At 55.9% G+C, this 23419-nt stretch carries 21 protein-coding genes and 2 riboswitches; of the genes, 10 read left to right on the top strand and 11 right to left on the bottom strand.

Annotated elements, in window-relative coordinates; genetic code table 11:
- Positions 1-4: 4 nt before the first annotated feature.
- Complete coding sequence (locus DA718_RS14200) at positions 5-877, bottom strand: arginase family protein (protein WP_112214886.1); 873 nt, start codon at positions 875-877, stop codon at positions 5-7.
- 149 nt (positions 878-1026) lie between these two features.
- On the opposite strand from DA718_RS14200, the gene DA718_RS14205 reads away from it, so the two are divergent.
- The gene (locus DA718_RS14205; protein WP_112214887.1) at positions 1027-1608 is read left to right on the top strand and encodes a TetR/AcrR family transcriptional regulator; all 582 of its coding nucleotides are present in this window, start codon (positions 1027-1029) and stop codon (positions 1606-1608) included.
- Between the two features lie 64 nt (positions 1609-1672).
- Here the strand turns inward: DA718_RS14205 and katG are convergent, their stop codons facing one another.
- Positions 1673-3850, bottom strand: a complete 2178-nt coding sequence (gene katG / locus DA718_RS14210) for a catalase/peroxidase HPI (RefSeq protein ID WP_112214888.1) — start codon at positions 3848-3850, stop codon at positions 1673-1675.
- Between the two features lie 265 nt (positions 3851-4115).
- A complete protein-coding gene (locus tag DA718_RS14215) occupies positions 4116-5048 on the bottom strand; it encodes a LysR family transcriptional regulator (protein WP_112214889.1) in 933 nt (310 codons plus the stop codon).
- A gap of 99 nt (positions 5049-5147) precedes the next feature.
- Between DA718_RS14215 and DA718_RS14220 the strand changes: the two genes are divergently transcribed.
- From DA718_RS14220 to DA718_RS14260, 9 genes are all read left to right on the top strand, one after another.
- Complete coding sequence (locus tag DA718_RS14220) at positions 5148-5582, top strand: DMT family transporter (protein ID WP_112214890.1); 435 nt, start codon at positions 5148-5150, stop codon at positions 5580-5582.
- Between the two features lie 9 nt (positions 5583-5591).
- Complete coding sequence (locus DA718_RS14225) at positions 5592-6053, top strand: DMT family transporter (RefSeq protein WP_112214891.1); 462 nt, start codon at positions 5592-5594, stop codon at positions 6051-6053.
- Between the two features lie 59 nt (positions 6054-6112).
- A riboswitch (ZMP/ZTP riboswitch) is annotated at positions 6113-6192 on the top strand.
- Positions 6193-6211: 19 nt separating this feature from the next.
- A complete protein-coding gene (locus tag DA718_RS14230; RefSeq protein ID WP_112214892.1) occupies positions 6212-6844 on the top strand; it encodes a LysE family translocator in 633 nt (210 codons plus the stop codon).
- A gap of 214 nt (positions 6845-7058) precedes the next feature.
- Positions 7059-8978, top strand: a complete 1920-nt coding sequence (gene mrdA / locus DA718_RS14235; RefSeq protein WP_167492765.1) for a penicillin-binding protein 2 — start codon at positions 7059-7061, stop codon at positions 8976-8978.
- 105 nt (positions 8979-9083) lie between these two features.
- Complete coding sequence (locus tag DA718_RS14240) at positions 9084-9821, top strand: glutamine amidotransferase (protein ID WP_112214893.1); 738 nt, start codon at positions 9084-9086, stop codon at positions 9819-9821.
- A 139-nt stretch (positions 9822-9960) separates the two neighbouring features.
- Positions 9961-10953, top strand: coding sequence for an alpha/beta fold hydrolase (locus tag DA718_RS14245; protein WP_112214894.1), 993 nt, complete (start codon positions 9961-9963; stop codon positions 10951-10953).
- Positions 10954-11034: 81 nt separating this feature from the next.
- Positions 11035-11775, top strand: a complete 741-nt coding sequence (locus DA718_RS14250; protein ID WP_112214895.1) for a response regulator — start codon at positions 11035-11037, stop codon at positions 11773-11775.
- Positions 11772-13115, top strand: a complete 1344-nt coding sequence (locus DA718_RS14255; protein ID WP_112214896.1) for an ATP-binding protein — start codon at positions 11772-11774, stop codon at positions 13113-13115. The genes DA718_RS14250 and DA718_RS14255 overlap by 4 nt, the downstream gene beginning before the upstream one ends.
- A 102-nt stretch (positions 13116-13217) precedes the next feature.
- Entirely contained in the window at positions 13218-14408 is a 1191-nt protein-coding gene (locus DA718_RS14260; RefSeq protein WP_112214897.1) for a cytochrome c biogenesis protein/redoxin, read from the top strand.
- 150 nt (positions 14409-14558) lie between these two features.
- Here DA718_RS14260 and DA718_RS14265 read toward each other — a convergent pair whose 3' ends face one another.
- The 8 genes from DA718_RS14265 to DA718_RS14300 all read right to left on the bottom strand — a co-directional run bounded on the left by DA718_RS14265 (position 14559) and on the right by DA718_RS14300 (position 23339).
- Positions 14559-16040 (bottom strand): pyridoxal phosphate-dependent decarboxylase family protein, encoded by a 1482-nt coding sequence (locus DA718_RS14265; protein WP_167492766.1) that lies wholly within the window; start codon positions 16038-16040, stop codon positions 14559-14561.
- A 9-nt stretch (positions 16041-16049) separates the two neighbouring features.
- The gene (locus DA718_RS14270) at positions 16050-17435 is read right to left on the bottom strand and encodes a diaminobutyrate--2-oxoglutarate transaminase (RefSeq protein WP_112214899.1); all 1386 of its coding nucleotides are present in this window, start codon (positions 17433-17435) and stop codon (positions 16050-16052) included.
- Positions 17436-17742: 307 nt separating this feature from the next.
- Positions 17743-18678 (bottom strand): ABC transporter substrate-binding protein, encoded by a 936-nt coding sequence (locus DA718_RS14275; protein ID WP_112214900.1) that lies wholly within the window; start codon positions 18676-18678, stop codon positions 17743-17745.
- A gap of 25 nt (positions 18679-18703) precedes the next feature.
- Entirely contained in the window at positions 18704-19444 is a 741-nt protein-coding gene (locus DA718_RS14280; RefSeq protein WP_112214901.1) for an ABC transporter permease, read from the bottom strand.
- The gene (locus tag DA718_RS14285; protein WP_112214902.1) at positions 19441-20169 is read right to left on the bottom strand and encodes an ABC transporter ATP-binding protein; all 729 of its coding nucleotides are present in this window, start codon (positions 20167-20169) and stop codon (positions 19441-19443) included. The genes DA718_RS14280 and DA718_RS14285 overlap by 4 nt, the downstream gene beginning before the upstream one ends.
- Complete coding sequence (locus DA718_RS14290) at positions 20166-20861, bottom strand: TenA family protein (RefSeq protein WP_110276501.1); 696 nt, start codon at positions 20859-20861, stop codon at positions 20166-20168. Before DA718_RS14290 ends, DA718_RS14285 begins: the two co-directional genes overlap by 4 nt.
- 65 nt (positions 20862-20926) lie before the next feature.
- Positions 20927-21028: riboswitch (TPP riboswitch) on the bottom strand.
- Positions 21029-21227: 199 nt separating this feature from the next.
- Positions 21228-22400: a Gfo/Idh/MocA family protein gene (locus DA718_RS14295; RefSeq protein ID WP_112214903.1), complete on the bottom strand. Its 1173-nt coding sequence runs from the start codon at positions 22398-22400 to the stop codon at positions 21228-21230.
- Between the two features lie 15 nt (positions 22401-22415).
- Complete coding sequence (locus DA718_RS14300) at positions 22416-23339, bottom strand: sugar phosphate isomerase/epimerase family protein (protein WP_112214904.1); 924 nt, start codon at positions 23337-23339, stop codon at positions 22416-22418.
- Positions 23340-23419 lie beyond the last annotated feature (80 nt).

Genomic DNA, 23419 nt, shown 5'->3' on the forward strand with positions numbered 1-23419 from the left:
GCAATTACTTGAGAAGCGGTAATTCGGCAAGCATCTGCTTAAGGTTTATTGCGTCCCAGGGCAGATGTTCAGCGACGGTGAGTCCTACCGGTAATGCCAGCGCAGTAGCCTGATTTACCAGCGTGACCACTTCACTCATCGTCAGTTTCCCTTCGGCTACATCACCAAAATCGTGTTCACCGCGTCCGGGTCTGGCAAAGAGTACCGAGCGAAACAGATCGGGATTCAACACATCAAGATCGAGGTGGATCGCCAGATATTCAATACCTTCGCGGGTTATCCAGTCACTTACCGCTTGAGCGCCGTCTCTCACCGCTTGCGGATCGCAGGTCGCAATAGCGTGGTCGGTAATAAACTGAGCTTCATATTCCAGCGGGCTGTGAATACCGGCAATCATCGCTTTACGCGGCGATAGAGGCGTTTTAACGTCGCGAGTCAGCTCGCTGTCGCCCACGCCCATCAGCGCGCCAAGAACGTGAGCATGAGAGTGCGGATATTGTGCCGGGGTCATTACGTCCGGGTGCGAGTCAATCCACAGGATGCCGAGCTTATCGCCATATTTCTCAGTGAGATAAGCGAACGGCGCCAGCGAGACCAGGCAATCGCCACCCAGCGTCACAATGGTTTGCGGACGGTGCGCGGCGATTTTCTCCTGCGCATCATGCAGTTGGGCGACAACCTGGCGACGTCCCACAATCCCGTTTTCATTAACCAGCGGTTTATCGGATGGTGGCGTGACGGCGACTTCAGCAACCGACCCCTTCGATGCGGGAGCCAGCCAGGCAAGAAGCTGGGAACCAAAATAGTAGGGCGCATTGTTGCCGCCCTGCCACTGCGGAAATATCAGACGGAGATTGTTGTGAGTTGAGTGAGTCATGAAGTCCTCGGTTCAGATATGAACATAAAAATGAACGAACGTTCATTCACTCTATCTCTCAGCTGAAGTTCGCGCAAGTATCACGGTACAACGTCTAGCCAGCCCCGCGCAAAAGAGGCTAAAATTGCCCATCGCTGGAGGTTGTAAAAATGTCAAAAGATTCAGAAACGTACCATAAACTGATCGTCGCGGCGGCGGCCTGCTTTGCTGAAAAGGGCTTTAACGGCACCAGCGTCCGGGAGATTGCTTTGCGGGCAGGGATTAGCCTCGGGGCAATGTATACCTATTTCAAAGGCAAAGATGAGCTGATTGAAGCGATCATCTTTGAGGAGCAGAAGTCCGCATTGGCAAAGCATCAGGAGCAGTTTCACGGCTCCTGTTTCGAGCAGATTTGCAGTCTCGCGACCTCGTGCATACAGGAAGTGGGCTATCCGTCATCCCATCAACTGTGGGTGGAGATCATTGCGGAGTCGGCCAGAAAGGAGCATCTGCGCGCGGCTTTTTCTGCCAGCGACAAGGTTATGCGTGAAGGCGTGGCGGACATTATCCGCAAAGGCGTAGCAGCTGGAGAGTTTAGTCCACATGTTGACACGCAAGAGGCCACAATGACCATTTTCGCGCTTATTGATGGCTTTATTGGCCGCAAAGCGATAAACCCTGCGTTTAACGTTAAAACAGATGTGCGGAATTTTACAGTCATAATGGCGAGTATTTTGCAAAAGTTGCCGTGAACCGACTGATGGAAATAGGGCGAGAAAAAGCCCCGACAGGCGAGAAGCCCATCGGGGGAAGGAATTACAGATCGAAGCGATCCAGATTCATCACTTTGGTCCATGCCGCCACAAAATCGGTGACGAACTTCTGCCGCGCATCGCTGCAAGCGTAAACCTCAGCCAGCGCGCGAAGCACAGAGTTGGAACCAAACACCAGGTCAACGCGGGTGGCGGTGTATTTCTCTTCGCCGCTCTTACGGTCGCGGCCAATAAACAGCTCAGACTGCTCGTCAGCGGCTTTCCAGACGGTGCCCATATCGAGCAGATTGGCGAAGAAATCGTTGGTGAGTACGCCTACGCGGTCAGTAAACACACCGTGCTTGCTGCCGTCGAAGTTAGCGCCCAGTACGCGGAGGCCACCAACCAGCACCGTCATTTCCGGCGCGGTCAACGTTAACTGCTGTGCCTTGTCAATCAGCAGCGTTTCAGTGGAAATCCCCCCTTCAACGCGACGATAGTTGCGGAAACCATCGGCCAGCGGTTGCAGCAGATCCATAGCTTCAACATCAGTCTGATCCTGACGCGCATCGACGCGGCCAGGGGCAAAAGGCACGCTAACCTGTACGCCCGCCGCCGCCGCGGCCTGTTCGATACCAACCACACCAGCCAGCACGATAATATCGGCCAGCGATGCTTTACCGGATGCTTGCTGAATTGCCTGAAGGGTCGGCAGCACGCGGGTCGCAATAGCGTTGACCGGCCAGGATTTCTGCGGCTCCAGCGCCAGGCGCGCGCCGTTAGCGCCACCGCGTTTATCACCGCCGCGGAAGGTAGAAGCAGATGCCCAGGCCACTGAAACCAGTTCGCTAACCGACAGACCGGCATCGGCAATCGACGCTTTCAGGGTAGCGATATCATCGGAGGTCGGGTTGTGGGTGGCTGCCGGTAATGGATCTTGCCAAATCAGATCTTCTTTCGGCACTTCCGGGCCCATGTAACGGGATTTCGGCCCCATATCGCGGTGGATCAGCTTGAACCACGCGCGGGCAAAGGCTTCGTTAAAGGCCTGCGGATCGTTGAGGAAGCGACGTGAAATCTTGTCAAACTCAGGGTCAAAGCGCAGAGTCAGGTCGGTGACCAGCATCGTTGGCTTGCGTTTTTTCTCCGGATTGAATGGGTCAGGAATAATCTCCGGCGCGTCTTTCGCTTCGAACTGAATCGCGCCGGCCGGGCTACGGGTCTGCACCCACTCATATTTATACAGGTTTTCGAAGAAGTAGTTGCTCCACTGGGTTGGGGTTTGCGTCCAGACCACTTCCAGCCCTGAAGTGATAGCGTCCGCGCCAACGCCGCTGCCGTAGCTGTTCGCCCAGCCCAGCCCCTGAGCTTCAATAGGTGCGGCTTCCGGTTCTGCGCCAACATGGCTGGCTGATGCGGAACCGTGCGTTTTACCCAGCGTATGACCGCCGGCGATTAGGGCGACAATCTCTTCATCGTCCATTGCCATATTGCCGAAGGTGGCGCGAATCGCGGAAGCGGCGGAGAGCGGATCACCGCTGGCGTTAGGGCCTTCAGGGTTAACGTAAATCAGCCCCATTTCGGTTGCGCCAATAGCTTGCTTATTCAGGCTTTCCGGATGACGATGCGCCAGCCATTCGGTTTCATTACCCCAGTCAACGTCCAGATCCGGTTCCCAAACGTCTTCACGACCGGCACCGAAACCAAAAGTGCGGAAACCTGAATTTTCCAGCGCCACGTTACCCGCCAGCATATAAAGGTCGGCCCAGGAGATTTTCTGGCCATATTTCTGTTTTACCGGCCACAACAGGCGGCGAGCTTTGTCCAGACTGACGTTATCTGGCCAGGAGTTTAGCGGTGCGAAACGCTGCTGTCCGCGGCCCGCGCCGCCGCGACCGTCAACGGTACGATAGGTACCTGCGCCGTGCCAGGCCATACGAATAAACAGCCCGATATAGCTACCCCAGTCAGCAGGCCACCACTCCTGTGAGTCTGTTAGTACGGCGCGGATATCGGCCTTCAGCGCCGAATAATCGAGCTTTTTGAATTCTTCCCGATAGTTAAAATGTTCACCCAGCGGGTTCGAACGATTGGAGTGCTGATTCAGCAAATCAACACGTAGTTGGTTTGGCCACCAATCGCGGTTGCCGGTACCACCGCCTGCGCTCTGGGTTGGCGCTTCGGCGTGGAAGGGGCATTTCCCTGCGGGTGCGTTATTCGAAGGGTCGTTTGACGTGCTCATATCAGGCTCCGTTTGCTTTTGTGAATGCCATAACGATATACACTGCTACCAATAAGCGATATTTGAATGAGTCTACGGATTTAATAGCTATTTCCGTTCAATCACTACTATAAAAACCGTGCAGTTATTATTGTTAAACGGTTGGTTATCAAAACCATCGTAATAACCATAGTCGTAACAAAGGGGTAAAGGAAACGTTAAAGTGCTTTCGGCGCCACTGAATGCTAATTGTTTGAGTTATGACAATTTTAGTGCGTATAACCGCTTAGTGCTGCCAGTATAAAGGTGTACCAAAAACGTCGATAAAATAGTCGATCACCGTGCGCACGTTCAGTGAGGGGTGCCTGGCATGAGGGTAAATGGCTGAAATCGGCGAAGGTACGCTGCTGATCGAGGCGCTATAGTCGGTCATCAACTTAATAAGCCTTCCCTCTCGAATCGCTTCGTTCACCATCCAATCAGGAAATAGCACCACTCCCATACCGCCCAGGGCAGAGGTCAGCAGCGCGTCGGCATTGTTTGAGGCCAACTGCGGTGTTTGCGGATAGTGCACCCATTCTCCATCCGCAAGGCGGAACAGCCAGCGATTAGGTCCGTTTGAACCGCTGTAGACCAGCGTGTTGTGTTGCCGAAGATCCTCCGGTGTCTCCGGAATGCCGCACCGTTGTAGATATTCCGGGGCTGCAACCAGGTAGTGGTGCTGCATACCAAGCACTCTGGCATGAATGCTGGAGTCCGGCAGGCTACCGATACGAAAAATCACGTCGGTCGCTTCACGGTGCGGGTCGATAAAATCATCGGTCAGCGCCAGTTCAATTTGCATCTGCGGATAACGTTCCGTCAGGCCGGGGAGCCACGGCGCGATATGGCGCTGGCCGAAATAGACCGGGGCGTTGATGCGCACCAGGCCACCAGGCTGGAGGCTCCGGTCCTGAAGATCGCGCCTGGCGGCGCTGAACTGTTCGCTGATGCTTCTGGCATGAACGGCAAACAGGCGTCCGGCTTCGGTTGGCACCACTGCGCGGGTGTTGCGATAAAACAGCTGTTGGCCGAGGGAATCCTCAAGCTGATGGATGACCCGCGACACCATAGAGGGAGAAACGCCTTCCCGCCGTGCGACGACTGAAAAACTCTGGCTGTCGTAAACAGCGATAAATAGCTGTAGCGCCCGAAAACTCACATTGTCTGCATCGCTCATTAATGCAATATCCGCAAAAGTGTTTCCTTGATTGTATCGTTTTTTACATCACTCTGCTGCTTTATGCTCTGCCGCCTGATCAATAAGCGAGTAGCAACGATGCAGTTATTACTGATTTTTTTGGTGATTGTCGGCGGTATGGGATTGTCCGTTGAAGCCGGTCTTTTAGGGCCGCTGGCCGGCCAGGTAGGGGATTTATGGGCCACATTCAGTATTTTTAGCGTTGGAACCGCGCTGACGTTTCTGTTGATGCTGCTGTTTGGCCCACGGCAAAGTCCTTCATTTTTCTCTTTGCCGGGTTGGCAGCTCACCGGGGGTATTCTGGGGCCGATTTACGTCGTCATCCTAACCGTTGCCGCGCCGGTTATCGGTATCGCCATGACCATGATCGGCATTCTTGCCGGTCAGGTATGCAAAAGCCTGCTGATCGACCATTACGGATTATTCGGTTCGCCAAAACGTAAAATTGATGGTCGGCGGCTTATCGCTCTGCTGTTTATCGTTGTCGCCCTGATTTTAATCGCCACAAGCTGAGGATATGTCATGAGTAGCATAATGATTTTGCTGGCGCTGGTTGGCGGCGCAATGTTGAGCATGCAGGCAGCGATTAACGGCCGTTTAGGCAGCCAGGTTGGCGTATTTCGTAGCGCGTTTCTCACTTTCGCGGTAGGGGGAGTGATTACGGCGCTGCTGATTTTTTACTTTGAACCCCGCCAGGTGGTTACGCTACTGGATGTACCGAAATGGCAGCTATTAGGCGCGTTTTGCGGCGTGCCCTATATTGTGATTATGGTGCTGGCGGTACAGCGTATTGGTACCGCAACGGCTACGGTGGCGGTGATTTTTGGTCAACTGGCCATGAGTCTGTTGATCGATAACTTTGGCTGGCTGGGAAATGATGCCATCGCTTTTTCGCCTGGACGGCTGGGGGCGATTATCTGCCTTGGGCTGGCGCTTTTCTTTATCTATCGCTCCAGTACGGCGGAAAAAGACAAAATCAGCTGAAAGATGGCGCCCACCTGTTCAGGTGACTTGCCGCTCACCCTCGAACGCGACCATACTGTTCAGCACCATGTTACTGGCGCTTAAGACAGGTTACTGTCGGGGAGCATGGTGTTAGCCGCCGCGCGCCTGGGCATCACTTCATTCACTGGAGATACGCTATGCCTGAATTTTCGTCGCTGCTAACCTTTGCTCTTGTCGCCCTTGGTCTGGTGCTGACGCCGGGGCCGAATATGATCTATCTGATTTCACGCTCGATTTGCCAGGGGAGAAGGGCCGGGCTGGTTTCCCTGGGCGGCGTGGCGCTGGGTTTTGTGTTTTATATGCTGTGTGCCGCCTTCGGTATTACCGCGCTGATCTTCGCCGTTCCCTATGCGTATGATATTTTACGCATCAGCGGCGTTGCATATTTGCTCTATCTGGCCTGGCAGGCGGTGAAGCCCGGAGGACGCTCGGTCTTTGCGGTGCGCGATCTGCCCGCAGACAGCGGCCGCAAACTGTTCTTGATGGGCTTTGTGACCAATCTGGCGAATCCAAAAATCGCCATTATGTATCTCTCTTTATTGCCGCAGTTTATTACTCCGGGACACGGCAGCATCCTCTCTCAGTCGCTGATACTGGGGTTTACCCAGGCGATAATTAGCGTGGCGGTCAATGCGCTGATTGTGGTGATGGCCGGACAGGTTTCGTTGTTTCTTGCCGGACGCCCTTTATGGCAGCAGTTTCAGCGCTGGTTGATGGCGACGGTACTGGCGGGGATGGCGGTTAAAATCGCCTTTGAGGCACGCAGGTAGCAGACGGCCTCTCTGTCTATTGGATAATGGGTATTGACCTCTATTGCGTTGTCAATAGAGGTCTTTTTCGTGACGTTGTCACTTATTTTCTCACATACTGATACATTTCTGCCAGATCATTAGCAACCTTTCGGTAGGGCTCCCGCGTCGATAACGCTATTCTTCCCCGCTTTTCCCTTTTCAGGCCCTTTGTAATCCAGGTAAATGACCGCTAATGTCCCTAATGAGAGATGAAATTCGCGACCACTCAGCGGAAGAGATGCTATTTATTCGCCGTGCCGTCATTGCTTTTCTACTGGTGGTGGTCTGCTTTGCCATCCTGATTATTAACCTCTACCGCCTGCAGGTAGAACAGCACGACTTCTATCAAACCCGCTCAAATCAGAACGACATCAAAATGCTGCCCATCGCGCCGAGCCGGGGGCTGATTTTCGACCGCAACGGCATTCCGCTGGTGCAAAACATCACGCTGTACCGCTTACAGGTCATCCCGAGCAAAATCGCTGATATGACGGCGCTGCTGCAACAGCTCACGCCGATTGTTGATTTAACGCCCGAAGATATTGCTGATTTCCGCGACGATATGCATCACAACAGCCGCTATAAAGAGGTGACCTTAAAATCGGATCTCAGCGACGTGGAAGTGGCGCGCTTTGCGGTCAATGAGTTTCATTTCCCCGGCGTTACCGTTGAGAGCTATCAGCAGCGCGATTACCCCTACGGCGCAGAGCTGGCGCATGTGGTCGGCTATGTGTCGAAAATCAACGACAGCGATCTGCAAAAGCTGGCGAAAGCGGGTGAAGAAGAGAACTACGCCGCCGACCATAATATCGGCAAGCAGGGTATTGAAGGCTATTACGAGAAAGCGCTGCACGGCACCACGGGTTATCAGGAAGTTGAGGTGGATAACCATGGCCGGGTGGTGCGCTTGCTAAAAGAGGTGCCGCCGGTTGCCGGGAAGAATATCTACCTGACGCTGGACCTGCACCTGCAGCAGTATATTGAGTCAGTGCTGAAGGGGCAGCGTGCGGCAGTCGTTGCGGTCGATCCACGCGATGGCGGGGTACTGGCGATGGTCTCCAGCCCGAGCTATAACCCAAACCCATTTGTCAGGGGGATTGGCTATCAGGCCTACCGCTCACTGCTCGATAACCCGGATCGGCCGCTGATTAACCGGGTAACCCAGGGACTGTATCCGCCTGCCTCAACGGTGAAGCCCTATATGGCGCTGTCGGCGCTGTCGGCGGGCGTTATCACGCCAACCACCTCTTTCTTCGGCGCGCCGACCTGGACGCTACCGGGCACCCAGCGCCGTTATCGTGACTGGCTGAAGAGCGGTCACGGTATGCTGAATGTGACAAAAGCGATTGAAGAGTCGGCGGATACGTTCTTCTACCAGGTAGCCTTTGAAATGGGTATTGATCGTATCCATGAGTGGTTAAGCAAGTTCGGCTACGGTCAGTCAACGGGCATCGATCTTAACGAAGAGTACGCCGGAGTGTTGCCGAGCCGGGAGTGGAAGCAGCGAGTGCATAAAAAACCGTGGTATCAGGGGGATACTATCTCCGTCGGCATCGGCCAGGGCTACTGGATTGCCACGCCGATCCAGATGGTGAAAGCGCTGACTACGCTGATTAACAACGGTAAGGTACAAAACCCGCATTTACTCTACTCAATGAAGCAGGGTAATAAGGTCGAACGCTATCAGCCGCCGCAGAATCTGCCGCAGGTTGGCGATCCGCACTCACCGTACTGGGGCGTGGTGCGTAACGGCATGTACGGCATGGCGAACTTGCCAAATGGCACCGGCTATAAGCTGTTTCATACCGCACCGTATCAGATTGCGGCCAAGTCCGGGACTTCCCAGGTCTTTAGCCTGAAAGAGAACCAGACCTATAACGCCAAAATGATCCCGGTACGCCTGCGCGATCATATTTTCTATACCCTGTTTGCGCCGTATCAGCATCCGAAAGTGGCGATGGCGCTGATTCTGGAAAACGGTGGCGGCGATGGGGTGGTTGCGGGGCCAACGGCGCGGGCAATTCTTGACCACATTTTTGACCCGGCGAATACGCCGGCGGCGCAAGATGCACAATCGACCGTACCGCAGATAGACAGCGCCGACGCGCAATAGGGCATTATTCACTCAGAGCATAAGCGTTAACGGATTGGTTATTTGCCGCCGTTAGCGCTTTTGCTCATAGTAGAAGCACTGTGTTGTTGTGAAAAAGGCGTTCTGATGTCGTTAAGCCGAAATACGCTACTTCTTATCCAGACCGGCACTCCGCCGGTTGAAATCGCCTCTGACCATGGCGATCTTCCCGCCTGGTTTGGCAATTTGCTCGCCCCCTGGCGCAATAAAATCCGCGTGGCGCGGGTATTTTCTGGGGAACCGCTTCCCGCGCCAGATAGCGATACCATCGCCGTGATTACCGGTTCATGGGATATGGTGACCGAACGCCTGGCGTGGAGCGAAATGACCGCCGGGTGGATCCGCGACGCGATGGCTATCGAGATGCCGCTGTTTGGTGTTTGCTATGGGCATCAGCTTATGGCGCATGCCCTCGGTGGTGAGGTGGATTACCATCCTGCAGGGCGCGAAGCCGGAAGCAAAACCGTTACTCTCTCTGCGAATGGGTTAACTGACGGGCTGCTGGCTGACCATCCGGCCGCCTTCAGTGCACATCTTACGCATATGCAAACCGTGACCCGACTGCCGCCAAGGGCAACGGTGCTGGCCTCGTCCAGTCACGATGCGCACCAGATTGTTCGCTATGGCGAGCATGCCGTCTCCACGCAGTTCCACCCGGAAATCACCCCGGAAATTGCCCGCTCGCTGATTGCTTACCGTCAGGCGGCACTGCGCAATGAGGGGATTGATCCGGACAAGCTAAGTCGTGAAGTCGCAGAGAGCCCGGTGGCCTCGGCGATTTTGACTCGTTTTGTGGCTAGCTATTTGCCGCCGGATAACGTCTGATTTTTCCGTTTTGTATCACCGTGTATCTGAGCGCAATGACGATACACGGTGCGACAATATCCCCCCTCTGCGCGCACAGTGCAGATACATCGCGGTGTTGTGATAGGCCTGTCATCCAAACCATGAAGAGGCAACCATCATGAGCACCACTTTTTTATCCCGTAAATATGCCGCCCTGGCGCTGATCTGCTCCTCACTGGTTTCCGCCAGCGTCTGCGCGGCGGAGGACAGCGCCGCCTTTAACGCTCTGCATCAGATACAGGCGGGCGATCTTAATATTGGCTATGTGGATATCGGCCCCCGCGACGGGCAAGCGGTGATCCTGCTGCACGGCTGGCCTTATGATATCCATAGCTACGCCGCCGTCGCCCCGGCGCTGGCGCAGAAGGGCTACCGGGTTATCGTGCCTTATCTGCGCGGTTACGGCACCACGCGCTTTGTTTCCGCGAAAACGCCGCGCAACGGTCAGCCTGCGGCGATGGCGAAAGATATCGTCAATCTGATGGATGCCTTGCATATCAAACAGGCTGATTTTGCCGGTTTTGACTGGGGCGCGCGCACGGCGGATATCGTAGCCGCGCTGTGGCCTGAGCGGGTGAAATCGCTGGTTTCGGTGAGCGGGTATCTGATTAGCAGCCAGCAAATTGGCGAAAAACCGCTGCCGCCGCAGGCCGAGCTGTCGTGGTGGTATCAGTTCTATTTTGCCACCCCACGCGGTGAGACGGGCTATCGGCAGAACACTTACGATTTTGCGAAGTTTATCTGGCATCAGGCCTCGCCGGGCTGGCAGTTTAGCGATACGCAGTTTGCACAGAGTGCGCAGGCGCTGGATAACCCCGATCACGTGGCGGTGACCATCAGCAACTACTGCTGGCGCTTAGGGCTGGAGAAAGGCGAAGCGAAATACGCAAACTACGAGCAGAAACTGGCGGCTTTGCCGACTATTGGCGTTCCAACTATCACCATCGAAGGTGATAACAACGGCGCACCGCACCCGGCACCTGAAAGCTATCGCGCTAAATTTACTGGCAAATACGAGCATCGCGAATTCAAAGGCAGTATCGGCCATAACCCGCCGCAGGAAGCCCCGCAGGCGTTCGTGCAGGCAGTTGTCGATGCCGATCATCTGTAACTGCTGCGCCGGGGTGTGAAGTTGCGCTTCCGGCGATAGCGCATATTCTCTTTGAGTGGCATTTTTTTACCGGAGCCTGCTTTGGAACGTATTGATCATATTCTGGTTGTTGATGATGACCGCGATATTCGTGAGCTGGTCACTGGTTATCTGGAAAAGTCGGGATATCGCGCGACGGGGGCCGCCAACGGCAAGGCGATGTGGGCGGTGCTCAACGCGCATCAGGTGGACCTGATCGTTCTGGATCTGATGCTGCCCGGCGACGACGGTTTACTTCTCTGTCGCCAGTTACGCAGCAACGGCCAGCAGGATATTCCGGTTCTGATGTTGACCGCGCGCAACGACGACAGCGACCGAATTCTGGGGCTTGAAATGGGTGCCGATGACTATCTGGTGAAGCCCTTTGTCGCCCGCGAACTGCTGGCGCGCATCAAGGCTATTCTGCGCCGCACCCGGGCGCTGCCGCCCAATTTGCAGATTACCGAGGCCGGACGACTCATCGCCTTTGGCGACTGGCTGCTGGATACCTCGGCAAGGCATCTGCTTGATGACAGCGGCACTATCGTCGCGCTAAGCGGTGCGGAATATCGGTTATTGCGGGTTTTCCTCGACCACCCGCAGCGGGTACTGAATCGCGATCAGCTGCTGAATTTGACGCAGGGAAGGGATGCCGAACTGTTCGAGCGCTCCATTGACCTGCTGGTGAGCCGTTTACGTCAGCGCTTGCGCGAAGATGCCCGCGAACCGGCCTATATCAAAACCGTCCGTAGCGAAGGCTATGTGCTTTCGGTTCCGGTGTCGATTCGCGAGGTCCGCGAATGAAGCTCTGGCCCGCATCGTTGCAGTCCCGACTGGTCGTGATGATTTTCCTCGCGCTGCTGCTGGCCAACGCCTTAACGCTATCATTGTTACTTTATGAGCGGATGAGCAGCGCCCGCAGCGTGATGCTGGGCAACCTCGAATACGATGTCGCCACCAGCGTGGCGATCCTTAATCGTCTTCCTGCCGCCGAACGCCCACAGTGGCTGGCGCGGCTGGCGCGCGGTAACTATCGCTATCAGCTTACGGCGGGGCAAGGTGGCGACTATCCCACCAGCTGGCGGGTACGTGATGCGGTGCGGACTTTGCAAGAAACGCTCAGCGGCACTTATCCGCTAAGCATTGTGGCGATCCCCGGTCCGCGCGAGCATATCCAGGCCCACGTCACCCTGCACGACGGCGCGCCGCTAACCATTGACTTGTGGCCGCGCCTGCCGGCGATCGCCCGTTGGCTACCCGTGGTACTGGTCGCACAATTCTTACTGTTGTTGTTTTGTGCCTGGTACGCCGTGCGTCAGGTGGTGCGCCCGATGACCCGTTTCACCCGCGCCATTGACCACCTCGAACCGGCAATGAATGTGCCTGAAGTGATGGCGGAACAGGGGCCGGTTGAAGTTCGCCACGCGGCGCGGGCATTTAACGCCATGCAGACGCGTATTCACGACCATTTGCAGGAGCGGGCGCGGATCCTCGCGGCGATATCTCACGATCTGCAAACGCCAATTACCCGTATGAAGCTGCGGGTCGAGATGGCGGATCGGCCAGAACTACGCGACAAGCTTTTTGAGGACCTGGACAATATGACCAGACTGGTCAGAGAAGGGATCGCTTTTGCCCGCTCCGCCCAGCCGCTGGAGGAGACGCGCCAGCGTCTCAACCTGAATGATTTTCTCGACACTATTGTCTGTGATTACGCTGATGTCGGCAAAGCGGTGCGCTTTATTCCCGGCAGTATCCAGCAACCGGTGCTGATTCAAGCGCAGGCGCTGCGGCGCATTATGAGCAATCTGATTGATAATGGGCTGAAATTTGGCGATAGCGTCACCGTTAGCCTCGAAGATGCGCAAAACGGTGATATTACAATCAAGGTTGCCGATGAAGGGCCAGGGATCCCCGATGATCAACTGGAGGCGGTGCTGCAACCTTTTTATCGGCTGGAGAATTCGCGCAATCGCGATACCGGTGGCACCGGTCTGGGTCTGGCAATTGCCGCACAGCTAGCCAGCCAGATGGCGGGCAAACTGACGCTGCGCAACTGCTCAAGCGGCGGTCTGGAGGCCTCGGTGCTGCTGTTTGCCACCGCTTTGTATCCTTCTGTATCCCCGGGCGCTACAGATAACTAAGCTGACAAATTCCCGCTATTTCAGACACTTTAGCCATACATACGCCTGCTGTAATGGGTTGGCTGCCGCTACAGGCAGCTAACTCATCTGAGGAGAGCGTGTATGTCCATTCTTATTGCTTTTTTCGGCGGTATGCTGACGCTGCTGAGCCCCTGCACCTTGCCGGTTATCCCGTTAATTTTTGCCAGCGTGCGTGATAAAAGGGCACATCTGCTGCTGATGCTCAGCGGCATGGTGCTGATGTTTACCACCGTTTCGCTGCTGGTAACGGTTGCCAGCAGTTGGGTGGTGAGCCTGACACTTGCCGGACGCTGGCTGGCGCTGCTGTTTTTGGCGCTGGTCGGAGTGAGCCTGATATCCACAAAGGCCGCGCAGCGCCTGACGGCTCCGGTGGTGGCGTTAGGTAATCGTATTAACGCGCGTAGCTACCAGCACGCCGGAGGGGCGGGCGCACTGCTGGCGGGTCTGGCAATTGGCCTGCTGTGGGCACCGTGCGCCGGGCCGGTACTGGGCGCGATCCTCAGCCTTGGATTTATTCAGGGCAGCTCGGTCACCAGCGGATTACTGCTGCTGTCTTACGGCAGCGGCAGCGCGCTGATGCTGGCTCTGTTGTGGCTGTTCGGCTCCCGGTTGACTGCGCGTTTGCGTAAAGGTCTGGCTTTTAGCGAACGCCTGCGTCAGCTGGCGGGCGTGGCGATGCTGGCATCGGTGGGGCTGATAGCCAGCGGGGCGGATAGTTTTCTACAAGGGGCTACCGGATTGACGCAACGGCTGGAGCAGAGTCTCAGTGCTGATTTGCCGCAGCCGGAGCAAAAAGCGTTTCTCCAGCCGGTTGTTGCGCCGCAGCCAACCAGCGAAATGCCTGCACTGGAAGGCGGCAGCGCGTGGATTAATAGCCCACCGCTGAGCAACTCCGCACTAAAGGGGAAAGTGGTATTAATCGACTTCTGGACCCGGGATTGTATTAACTGCCAGCACACGCTGCCCTACGTGCGCGAGTGGGCGAATAAATATCGCGCTGCCGGGCTGGTGGTGGTGGGCGTACATACTCCGGAGTATCCATGGGAGCGTTCGCTGCCTGCGCTGCGTGAAGCGATCACAAAATGGCAGCTGACTTACCCTATTGTGGCGGATAACGGTTACGCCATCTGGAACGCGTTTGGTAATCAGTATTGGCCCGCGCATTATCTGTTCGATGCCAAAGGCAAGCTGCGCTATACGGCTTTTGGCGAAGGAGATTACGTCCAGCAGGAGAAGATGATCCAGCAGTTGTTACAAGAGGCGAGAGCCTGAGCTAGCGATTGCAGTTGCATTGCGGCTGTTTTCCCGGAGGCAGCTGTGTAGCTGTAGCCCGGACAGGTGCGCAGCACCGCCTCCGGGAAAAATGTAAAAAAAAGCCGATAAGGTGAATTATCGGCTTTCAGCGTTTATTGCGAAACTGTCTTACTGCGCCAGCAGTTCCTGAGCGGTGCGTTCTACCAGATTCAGCAGCACCTTAACGTCATCTAAGGTGACGATCGGGTTCAGCAGCGTCAGCTTCAGGCAGGTCACGCCATTGTGCTCGGTCACGCCGACGTTCGCACGACCGGAGGCCAATAGCGCATCGCCAACGCGCTGGTTGAGCAGGGCGATGGCGGCATCGTCGCTGCCCGCCATCTGCTGCGGGCGCGAACGAAACAGCACGCTCGCCAGCTGCGGCTGCATTACCAGTTCCAGCGTTGGCTGCGTCTCGATGTAATCCGCCACGTTCAGCGCCATCGTCACGCCGTGATCGATGATCTCCGCGTACTGCTTCTGGCCCAGCGCCTCAAGACCCATCCACAGCTTCAGCGCATCGAAGCGGCGGGTGGTTTGCAGCGATTTTGACACCAGATTTGGCACGCCGTGCTCTTCATCGAACTCAGAGTTCAGATAGGCCGCCTGATAGCGCATCAGCTCATAATGGCGGGCTTCTTTTAGCAGAAACGCACCGCAGCTGATGGTCTGGAAGAACTGTTTGTGGAAATCCAGGGTGATGGAATCCACTAATTCAAGGCCGTCCAGACGATCGCGATATTTCTCGGACATCAGCAGTGTGCCGCCCCAGGCTGCGTCAACGTGCAGCCAGATCTGATGCTCTGCCGCTACTGTCGCGATTTCCCGCAGCGGGTCAATTGCCCCCGCATCGGTGGTACCTGCGGTGGCGACGATCGCCATAATCTGCTCGCCGTTAGCCTGGGCTTGCGCGATTTTCGCTTTCAGGTCAGCAACGTCCATTCTCGCGAATTCGTCGGTTTTCACCAGCGTCACGGAACGGTAGCCAAGGCCCATCAGCGCCATATTCTTCTGCACCGAGAAGTGGGCGTTTTCAGAACATAGCACTTTGTATTGGCGAATATCGCCCGGCAGACCATCCTGCTGGATGGAATGACCCATACGTGCGAAAAAGGCATCGCGCGCCAGCATCAGACCCATCATATTGCTCTGGGTGCCGCCACTGGTGAATACGCCTGCATCGCCAGCGCCGTAGCCTACCTGAGCGCGCAGCCATTCAATCAGCTTGATCTCAATGATGGTCGCTGACGGGCTTTGGTCCCAGGAGTCCATGCTCTGGTTAGTGGCGTTAATCAGCACTTCCGCCGCCTGGCTAATGACCAGGCTCGGGCAGTGCAGGTGCGCCACACACTGCGGGTGGTGTACCGACAGGCTGTCTTTCAGGAAGTACTCGATCGCACGTTCAATCGCCGCCTGGTTGCCCAGACCCTGTTCGTTGAAATCAAGGGTGATGCGCTCACGCAGCTCGTCAACGCTTTTCCCCTGATACATCTCAGGTTGCTGCAGCCACTGCGCTACCGCCTGGCTGGTCTGAGCAATCGCTTGCTGGTAGGCGTCAATACTCTGCGCGGAACCAGCAAGAATTGGATTCAATTTGGACATTGCGGTCACTTACTCCACTCAGACCGGTTTTACGCCGGCGGCCAGCAGGGCCTGTTCAAATTTATCGAAGAAAATTTCCAGTTCCGCGTTGCTGATCAGCAGGGACGGCAGCAGGCGCAGTACGCAGCCGTGACGGCCACCGCGCTCGAGGATCAGGCCCGCTTCGAAGCATTTTTTCTGCAGCAGTGCAGAAAGTTCGCCATCCGCCGGGTAGCTACCCATGTGATCCGGCGCTTCGTTCGGTTTCACGATCTCGATACCGATCATCAGGCCCAGACCGCGCACGTGGCCGATAACCGGGTAACGTTTCTGCATCTCGGCCAGTTTGCCTTTCAGCCACTCGCCCTGAGCGGCGACTTTATCGGCAATGTTGTTGTCTTTCAGGTGACGCAGGGTGGTCAGGCCGGTAGCCATCGCCAACTGGTTGCCGCGGAAGGTGCCGGTATGGTGACCCGGTTCCCAGGCATCGAACTGCTTTTTGATACCCAGGACGGCCATCGGCAGACCGCCGCCTACCGCTTTAGACATCACGATGATGTCCGGCTCAATGCCCGCGTGTTCGAAGGCGAAGAATTTACCGGTACGGGCAAAGCCGGCCTGGACTTCGTCGATGATCAGCAGAATGCCGTGTTCCTGCGTCACTTTACGGATGCGCTGCAGCCACTCGACCGGAGCCGGGTTCACGCCGCCTTCACCCTGAACGGCTTCGAGGATCACCGCCGCCGGTTTACGCACGCCGCTTTCAACGTCGTTGATCAGGTTTTCGAAGTAGTAGGTCAGCGCTTTCACGCCTGCGTCACCGCCGATACCCAGCGGGCAGCGGTACAGGTGCGGGTAAGGCATAAACTGCACTTCCGGCATCATGCCGTTAACCGCTGCTTTTGGCGACAGGTTGCCGGTCACGGACAGCGCGCCGTGGGTCATCCCGTGGTAGCCGCCGGAGAAGCTGATGATGGAAGAACGGCCAGTGTATTTTTTCGCCAGCTTCAGCGCCGCTTCTACGGCATCAGCACCGGTCGGGCCGGTGAACTGCAGGCAGTATTCTTTACCTTCGCCCGGCAACAGGGAAAGCAGGTATTCACAGAAGCGATCTTTTAACGGAGTGGTCAGATCGAGAGTATGTAACGGCAAGCCGCTGGTAATGACACTTTGGATGCTCTGCAGCACATCAGGGTGGTTGTGGCCGAGTGCCAGAGTACCGGCGCCGGCAAGGCAGTCCAGGTACTGTTTGTTATCCGCATCGGTCAGCCATACGCCTTCCGCTTTGGTTATCGCAAGGGGCAGCTTGCGCGGGTAGCTCCTGACATTCGATTCGAATTCAGCCTGACGGGCCAAAAAGGTATCGTTGTTTGCATCTAATAAATCTGCGCCTAAAGTATCAATACGGACTTTATCCGTCATCATATCACTCCCACAACCAGCGTTACGGTTGAATGCTGGTTGAATAAATTGGTGTAAGAAATTGAATCGCTATGCATAAAGCGGGCACAATATATGGCTTTTTAAATCCGCATTCAACGTTTTATTGATTGCGGTATTTTTACGTTATTTTTACATTGTTAAAAATGGGCGTAACTCATTGATAGAAATGAAGTGTTTTAAAGGATAAAAGACCTTTAAAATTGTAATTATTAGTGAAGGAATTTCTCATTTTTTATTACCGCTTCGCTGACGTTGCTGGCGAAAAAATTTCCGCCAGCGCCAGGATGAATCAATGCAGTTCAAGCGCATAATTTGCCAAAGGTGTGACTTTTTTCACCAACTTGTTGTTATATAAAAACTGTTCGTAAGCTTCATAACGTGGTTTATCCAGCGCGGCCGGATCGGTAGCAAACAGAGGAATGGTTTTCAGCCATGCCTGCTTGTTGAGCTCGGTGTTGAGTTCCGGATGCGCGGCGGCAAACGTCTGCCAGGTCTCCTGCGGATGGGCGCGCAGGTAAGTGACGCTTTTTTGCAACGCGGTGAGGAATGCTTTGATTTTCGGGGCGTTAACTTCATCGCGGTTGGCGACAATAACCAGCTCATCGTATGCCGGTACGCCATAGTCCTCGACGTTCATCACCACAGGGTCTTTCCCCTGAAGCTTAATTTCCAGCGCTTCTATATTACGGTAACCGCCAATGACCGCATCAACCTGACCGGCCAGCAGGGCGCTGGTTAACTGGAAGTTCACATTGATAAGCTTAATGCTTTTGGGATCGATTTGTGCGTGTTGCGCCATGGTTGCCAGCGTTGCCTGTTCGATACCGCTGACCGAATAACCGACTTTTTTACCTTTCAGGTCAGCTGGAGTTTTGATGTTTTTATCCAGCGCAATGACCGTGTTTAGCGGCGAGTTAATCAGTGTACCAACGCGCACCAATGGCAGCCCTTCATCAGCAAAAAAATGTACCTGCGGCTGGTAGGTGATCGCCAGGTCGGCCTGACGGGCAGCCACCAGTCGTGGCGGCAGCGCCGGGTCGGACGGTGGTACAATTTTAACGTCCAGGCCCGCTTCTTTAAACGCGCCAATCTGCTCGGCGACCATGATCGGCGCATGATCGGGGTTGATATACCAGTCCAGCACCAGTGTGAGCTTCTCGTTAGCCTGCGCCTGAGCGCTGAGCAGCGCGGTGAAGGCCATCCCGGTGAATATATGTTTATGCATCATTACTCCTTATATTTCGAAAGGGTTATTCCGGCGTCCAGTTGATCAGCCGATGTAAAAAAGCATCCACCGCCAGCCACAGCAGGACGGTCAGCAGTACTAAAATAAACAGGGCGGCAAAGCAGATATCGGTTTGCAGGCGGGCGTTGGCGTTAAGCATGACGTAGCCCAGTCCTTCAGCTGAGCCGACCCATTCGCCGATAATTGCGCCGATGGGGGCCACGGCGGCGGCCATCCGCAGGCCCGAGCCGAGCGCCGGGAGCGCCGCCATCATCCGCACGTGGCGCAGCTGAGCGCCAAAAGATGCTCCCATGGTGTGCGCCAGATCGAGATAGTCGTTATTGACCCGCCGCAGACCGTCAAAAAACGCCGAAGTGACGGGGAAGAAAATCACCAGCACCGCCATAATGACCTTGGCGCTCATGCCGAAGCCAAACCACAGCACCAGCAGCGGGGCGAGGGCAAAGACCGGGATTGCCTGGCTGGTCAATACCAGCGGCATCAGCCAGCGCTGAAGACGCGGCGAGACAATCATGCACAGCGCCAGAACCACGCCGAGCAGAACGCCAAGCAGCAGTCCGCTGAGAATTTCACTCAATGTGATGAGCAAGTGCCAGCCGAGATAAGCCCGATTGACCCATAGCGCATTGCCGACTGCCGACGGTGATGGAAGTAAAAAGGCGGGAATGCCGCTACGACTTGCCAGCCACCAGAGCAATAGCAGACCGCAGAACACCACGCAGCCACGAAACAGTTTTGCGCTCATCCGTTAGCCCTTATTAGCTGTTGTAACAGTTCAGCCTGACTGGTTAATAGCTGCGGATCGTCCGGCGCGCGCGGCGGTACGCCGGATAAGCGGTGTGAATCGTCGATATTACCGGGGGCGGGAGAGAGCACCAACAGGCGATGGCTTAGCCGACAGGCCTCCATCGGATCGTGGGTGATAAGTACCACGGTGCGGTTCACCAGCAGCTCGGCGGCCAGCGTCTGAATTTTCGTGCGGGTGATGGTATCGAGCGCGGAAAAAGGCTCGTCCATCAGCACAATGGGTCGGTCTTCATACAGGGTGCGAGCCAGCGCCGCCCGCTGGCGCATACCGCCGGAGAGCGAGGCCGGGCGGTCGTTAGCGCAATGCTCAAGGCCAACCTGCTGTAATAAAGTCGCAACCCGCTGGGTATCAACCCGTTCCCCGCGCAGACGCGCGCCGAGGGAGACGTTGTCACGCACGTTTAGCCAAGGATAGAGCAGATCTTTTTGCCCCATCCACGCCAGCCGTTTAGTTATCGGTTGACCATCGCTGGCGCGAACCTCGCCCGCAGTGGCTTTTGCCAGCCCGGCGAGAATGCGCAGCAGGCTGGTTTTCCCGGCACCGCTGGCCCCCAGCAGCGAAACCCACTGACCGCCGGGGATATCAAACGTCAGATTGTCGAAAACCAGCCGCGAACCGAAGCGCAGGCTCAGACCACGCACCGTAATGCCGGGCGCAGTCACGCCGGGCGCTCCGTGACGACATTCAGCCCCATTTGCCAGAAGTTAGCTTCCAGCCGCGTGGCGGTGGTAAAAATAGTGCTGAGTTCAGCAAAACGTGCCTCGCCGCCGCGCTGTTGCCAGAGCGTTTCCAGCAGGCTAATGGCGGCATTGACGCCGTTCAGGTAGCCCTCATCACCGTAGTTACGGATCCAGGAGGCGTAAGGATTAGTGGTGAGGTTAGTCGCGGGATCGTGGAGCAGACCGAGGCCGATTTCCGCGTATCCGGCAACGCAGGGCATCAGCGCCGCCAGCAGATCCAGCGCGTCGCCGGAATAACCAATATCCAGCACGTAGCGGGTGTAGTTGACGGTTTCCGCGGCTTCAGGTTCGCTGGCCATTGTCACCTCATTCAGCCCCCAGCTGTTGCAGTAGCCAACATGCAGCGGGAGTTCGTCGAGGATGGCGTTCATCGACGCGGCAGCGGTACGCATTTCCGGTAGCGTACGCAGTTTGCTGACCAGCAACGCATAGCTGCGGGCAAAGTGGATCAGGAACAGGTAGTCCTGGGTCAGATAGCGACGGAAAGCGGGTTCGGGCAGGGTGCCGTCGGCAAGTTGGCGCAAAAAGGGGTGGGCGACGTAATGTTGCCAGTCATCACCGGCCTGCTGGCGCAAACGACCGTAAAGACCTTGAGTAAACGCGGGAAGAATCACAGGACCTCCTGATTAAAGGGAGATCCGGGCGTGCTGAAGTGTGAACAGGCAATGGCGCAAAACTGGCGGAAATGCCAACCCGTCCCTTCGCTGGCATGACCCAGATCAGGTTCAAAGGGTTCGGCTTACGCCATCTCAGCCCTCACGGGACACCCCTCGGTTTGGCCAATGTTATACGACATTCGCTTTTTGATTACAATGCTGTGATTTTGTTGGTTTTATGTGACGTTGTCACGATAGTGTGGCATGAGAAAATGGTTTTGTGCGACATTTTGCCGGGTGGCGGCTGACGCCTTACCCGGCCTACGGTGATCGAGGCCGTTGCAAGCCCGGTGAGCGCCACCGGGCAAATGTCCCCACGGAAGGTTAACGAAACTCAACCCAGCTGGCGCCGTTATCCGCCGAACGCACGCAGTTCTCCACCCAATGCACGCCGAGCGCGCCGGCTTTGGCATCCGGATACCAGAAGTTTTCCAGCAGCGCAGCATCGCGGCGATCGGTCGCATCCATGGCGATAGCAAAGCGCCGATACAGGTTTGACCATGCCTCAAACAGCCCCTCGGGATGACCGCCGCCGATCCTGTCGTCCTGCAAGGCTAGCGGATCGAGATAGGCCATCCCGCGTTCCAGAATTCGCACCGGCTCGCCCTGGATTTCATAGCGAAGCTGGTTTGGCTGTTCATCCCACCACTCCAGGCTGGCTTTTTCACCGACGATACGTACTTTCTGCCCGTGCATTGAACCGCTGTTGACCGCCGAGCACCACATCAAGCCGATCGCGCCGTTGTCGTATTCCATCAGCACATGGGCGTTATCCTCCAGCGGGGCGCGGCTTTTGACAAAGCTCTGGCGAGAGCACATCAGACGGGTGATGTTGAGCTTCGGGGCCATGGTTTCTGCCAGAAACAGCGGATGAGTGGCCAGGTCGCCCAGGACATAACTGGGACCGACAAATTTCGGGTCAACGCGCCAGCGGGTGCTGGGGTTTTCCTGCTCTACCGGCTGATTGTGGAAACCGTGTGCGAACTGCATATTGACGATACGGATCTCGCCCAGCAGTCCTTGTTCAATCATCTGTCGGGCCTGCAAAATCAGCTGATGCCCGGCGTAGCCATAGGTGACGCCAATGATTTTGTGCTGCTTTTCGCTCAGAGCCACCAGCGCATCGGCCTCTTCACCGGTAAAACACAGCGGTTTTTCACAGACCACATGCAGTCCGGCTTCCAGCGCAGCGCGGCAAATGGCGTAGTGGGTGTTGTTCGGCGTAGCAATAGACACCGCTTCAATGCCGTCTTCTCGCGCCGCCTCTTCGCGAAACAGGGTTTCATAGTCGGGATAGCAGCGTTCTGCCTCCACGCCCAGCTGCTGGCCAAATTCTCGTCCGCGTTGGGCGTCAATATCAAATGCGCCTGCCAGCAGGGTAAAAGAACCGTCGCGCAGCGCCGCCGAGCGGTGAATATAGCCAATCTGACTGCTTCCGCCGCCGCCAACCATGCCCCAGCGTAACGATCTGCCAATGGGTTTTGTTCCGTTAATCATTGTTTTCTCTCCTGATTAAAAGCCAACAGAGCGCAGGTAGCGCAGACTTTCCGTCACTGCCTGCAAACTGCCCTCGACGTTGCGCGGGTCACGTTCCTGCTCAATGGTGATCCAGCCCTGATAGCCGCGCTTATCAAGAAACGTGCGTACCGCCGGATAATCAATGGCGCCGCTGCCGAGCGGGCACATTACGCCTTCCGCGCAGGCGGAGAAGAAGTCGATACCGCGTGAAATCACGCTCTCAAATACGCCAGGATCGACATCTTTAAAGTGCAGGTAGTCAAGACGTTCGAAATGACGATCCAGCCAGCTGATGGGGTCCATTCCGGAATAGTAGAGGTGACCGGTATCAAGGCAGAGCCCGGCAACGTCGTGCGGGATTTGCGTTGCCAACAGGTCTATTTCATCGGCAAATTCGATACAACCGCCAGCGTGAGGGTGGATAACCGGGCGAACGCCATACTCCTGCCACGCCAGTTTGCTGATGGTGATAATGTGACTAATCATCCGCTTCCAGTCGGCGGGGGAAAGCCGTGGTGCCAGGTCGCTGCGTCCGGCGAATTTGGCCCGTTGCGGATTACCGAAATCAATGATCACCAGGTAGGGCGGTTGGAACGAGTTTCCGGGCGTTTTTTCCGCCGTTGGAACCTGCGACAGATTGCGGCAGAGGTTGTGCGTCAGTTCGACAATGTTCGGGAAGTTCTCTTCGCTGACCAGATCGTCAAAGATCGTTCCGGCAACCAGCGACAGCCCCTGTTTATTCAGCGCTGCGCGAAGCTCATCCGCCTGGGTTGGCAGATAGCTCCAGGGCCCCAGTTCAATACTTTTGTAGCCTGCGGTCGCCGCTTCCTGTAGTACCTGTGACCACGGCGGTAAATAAGGGTTTTTGGGATCATCGACGCCCCAGCTACATGGCGCATTGGCAATATGTATGGTCATGATGGATTCCTTTTTAGAATGAGGAGAAAACATGACCAGTATTGAATGAAAATTTCAAAATCAACAATGATGAAATTTAA

It is taken from the genome of Klebsiella huaxiensis, assembly GCF_003261575.2.
In the GTDB taxonomy this organism is placed as follows: domain Bacteria; phylum Pseudomonadota; class Gammaproteobacteria; order Enterobacterales; family Enterobacteriaceae; genus Klebsiella; species Klebsiella huaxiensis.

Bases quoted from the DNA above. Each gene is read 5' to 3' on its own strand.
- DA718_RS14275 (WP_112214900.1), bottom strand. From the start codon at position 18,678: ATGCATAAACATATATTCACCGGGATGGCCTTCACCGCGCTGCTCAGC.
- DA718_RS14300 (WP_112214904.1), bottom strand. From the start codon at position 23,339: ATGACCATACATATTGCCAATGCGCCATGTAGCTGGGGCGTCGATGAT.
- DA718_RS14200 (WP_112214886.1), bottom strand. From the start codon at position 877: ATGACTCACTCAACTCACAACAATCTCCGTCTGATATTTCCGCAGTGG.
- DA718_RS14280 (WP_112214901.1), bottom strand. From the start codon at position 19,444: ATGAGCGCAAAACTGTTTCGTGGCTGCGTGGTGTTCTGCGGTCTGCTA.
- DA718_RS14240 (WP_112214893.1), top strand. From the start codon at position 9,084: ATGTCGTTAAGCCGAAATACGCTACTTCTTATCCAGACCGGCACTCCG.
- DA718_RS14255 (WP_112214896.1), top strand. From the start codon at position 11,772: ATGAAGCTCTGGCCCGCATCGTTGCAGTCCCGACTGGTCGTGATGATT.
- DA718_RS14215 (WP_112214889.1), bottom strand. From the start codon at position 5,048: ATGAGCGATGCAGACAATGTGAGTTTTCGGGCGCTACAGCTATTTATC.
- DA718_RS14220 (WP_112214890.1), top strand. From the start codon at position 5,148: ATGCAGTTATTACTGATTTTTTTGGTGATTGTCGGCGGTATGGGATTG.
- DA718_RS14260 (WP_112214897.1), top strand. From the start codon at position 13,218: ATGTCCATTCTTATTGCTTTTTTCGGCGGTATGCTGACGCTGCTGAGC.
- mrdA (WP_167492765.1), top strand. From the start codon at position 7,059: ATGTCCCTAATGAGAGATGAAATTCGCGACCACTCAGCGGAAGAGATG.
- katG (WP_112214888.1), bottom strand. From the start codon at position 3,850: ATGAGCACGTCAAACGACCCTTCGAATAACGCACCCGCAGGGAAATGC.
- DA718_RS14295 (WP_112214903.1), bottom strand. From the start codon at position 22,400: ATGATTAACGGAACAAAACCCATTGGCAGATCGTTACGCTGGGGCATG.
- DA718_RS14230 (WP_112214892.1), top strand. From the start codon at position 6,212: ATGCCTGAATTTTCGTCGCTGCTAACCTTTGCTCTTGTCGCCCTTGGT.
- DA718_RS14245 (WP_112214894.1), top strand. From the start codon at position 9,961: ATGAGCACCACTTTTTTATCCCGTAAATATGCCGCCCTGGCGCTGATC.
- DA718_RS14225 (WP_112214891.1), top strand. From the start codon at position 5,592: ATGAGTAGCATAATGATTTTGCTGGCGCTGGTTGGCGGCGCAATGTTG.
- DA718_RS14205 (WP_112214887.1), top strand. From the start codon at position 1,027: ATGTCAAAAGATTCAGAAACGTACCATAAACTGATCGTCGCGGCGGCG.
- DA718_RS14270 (WP_112214899.1), bottom strand. From the start codon at position 17,435: ATGATGACGGATAAAGTCCGTATTGATACTTTAGGCGCAGATTTATTA.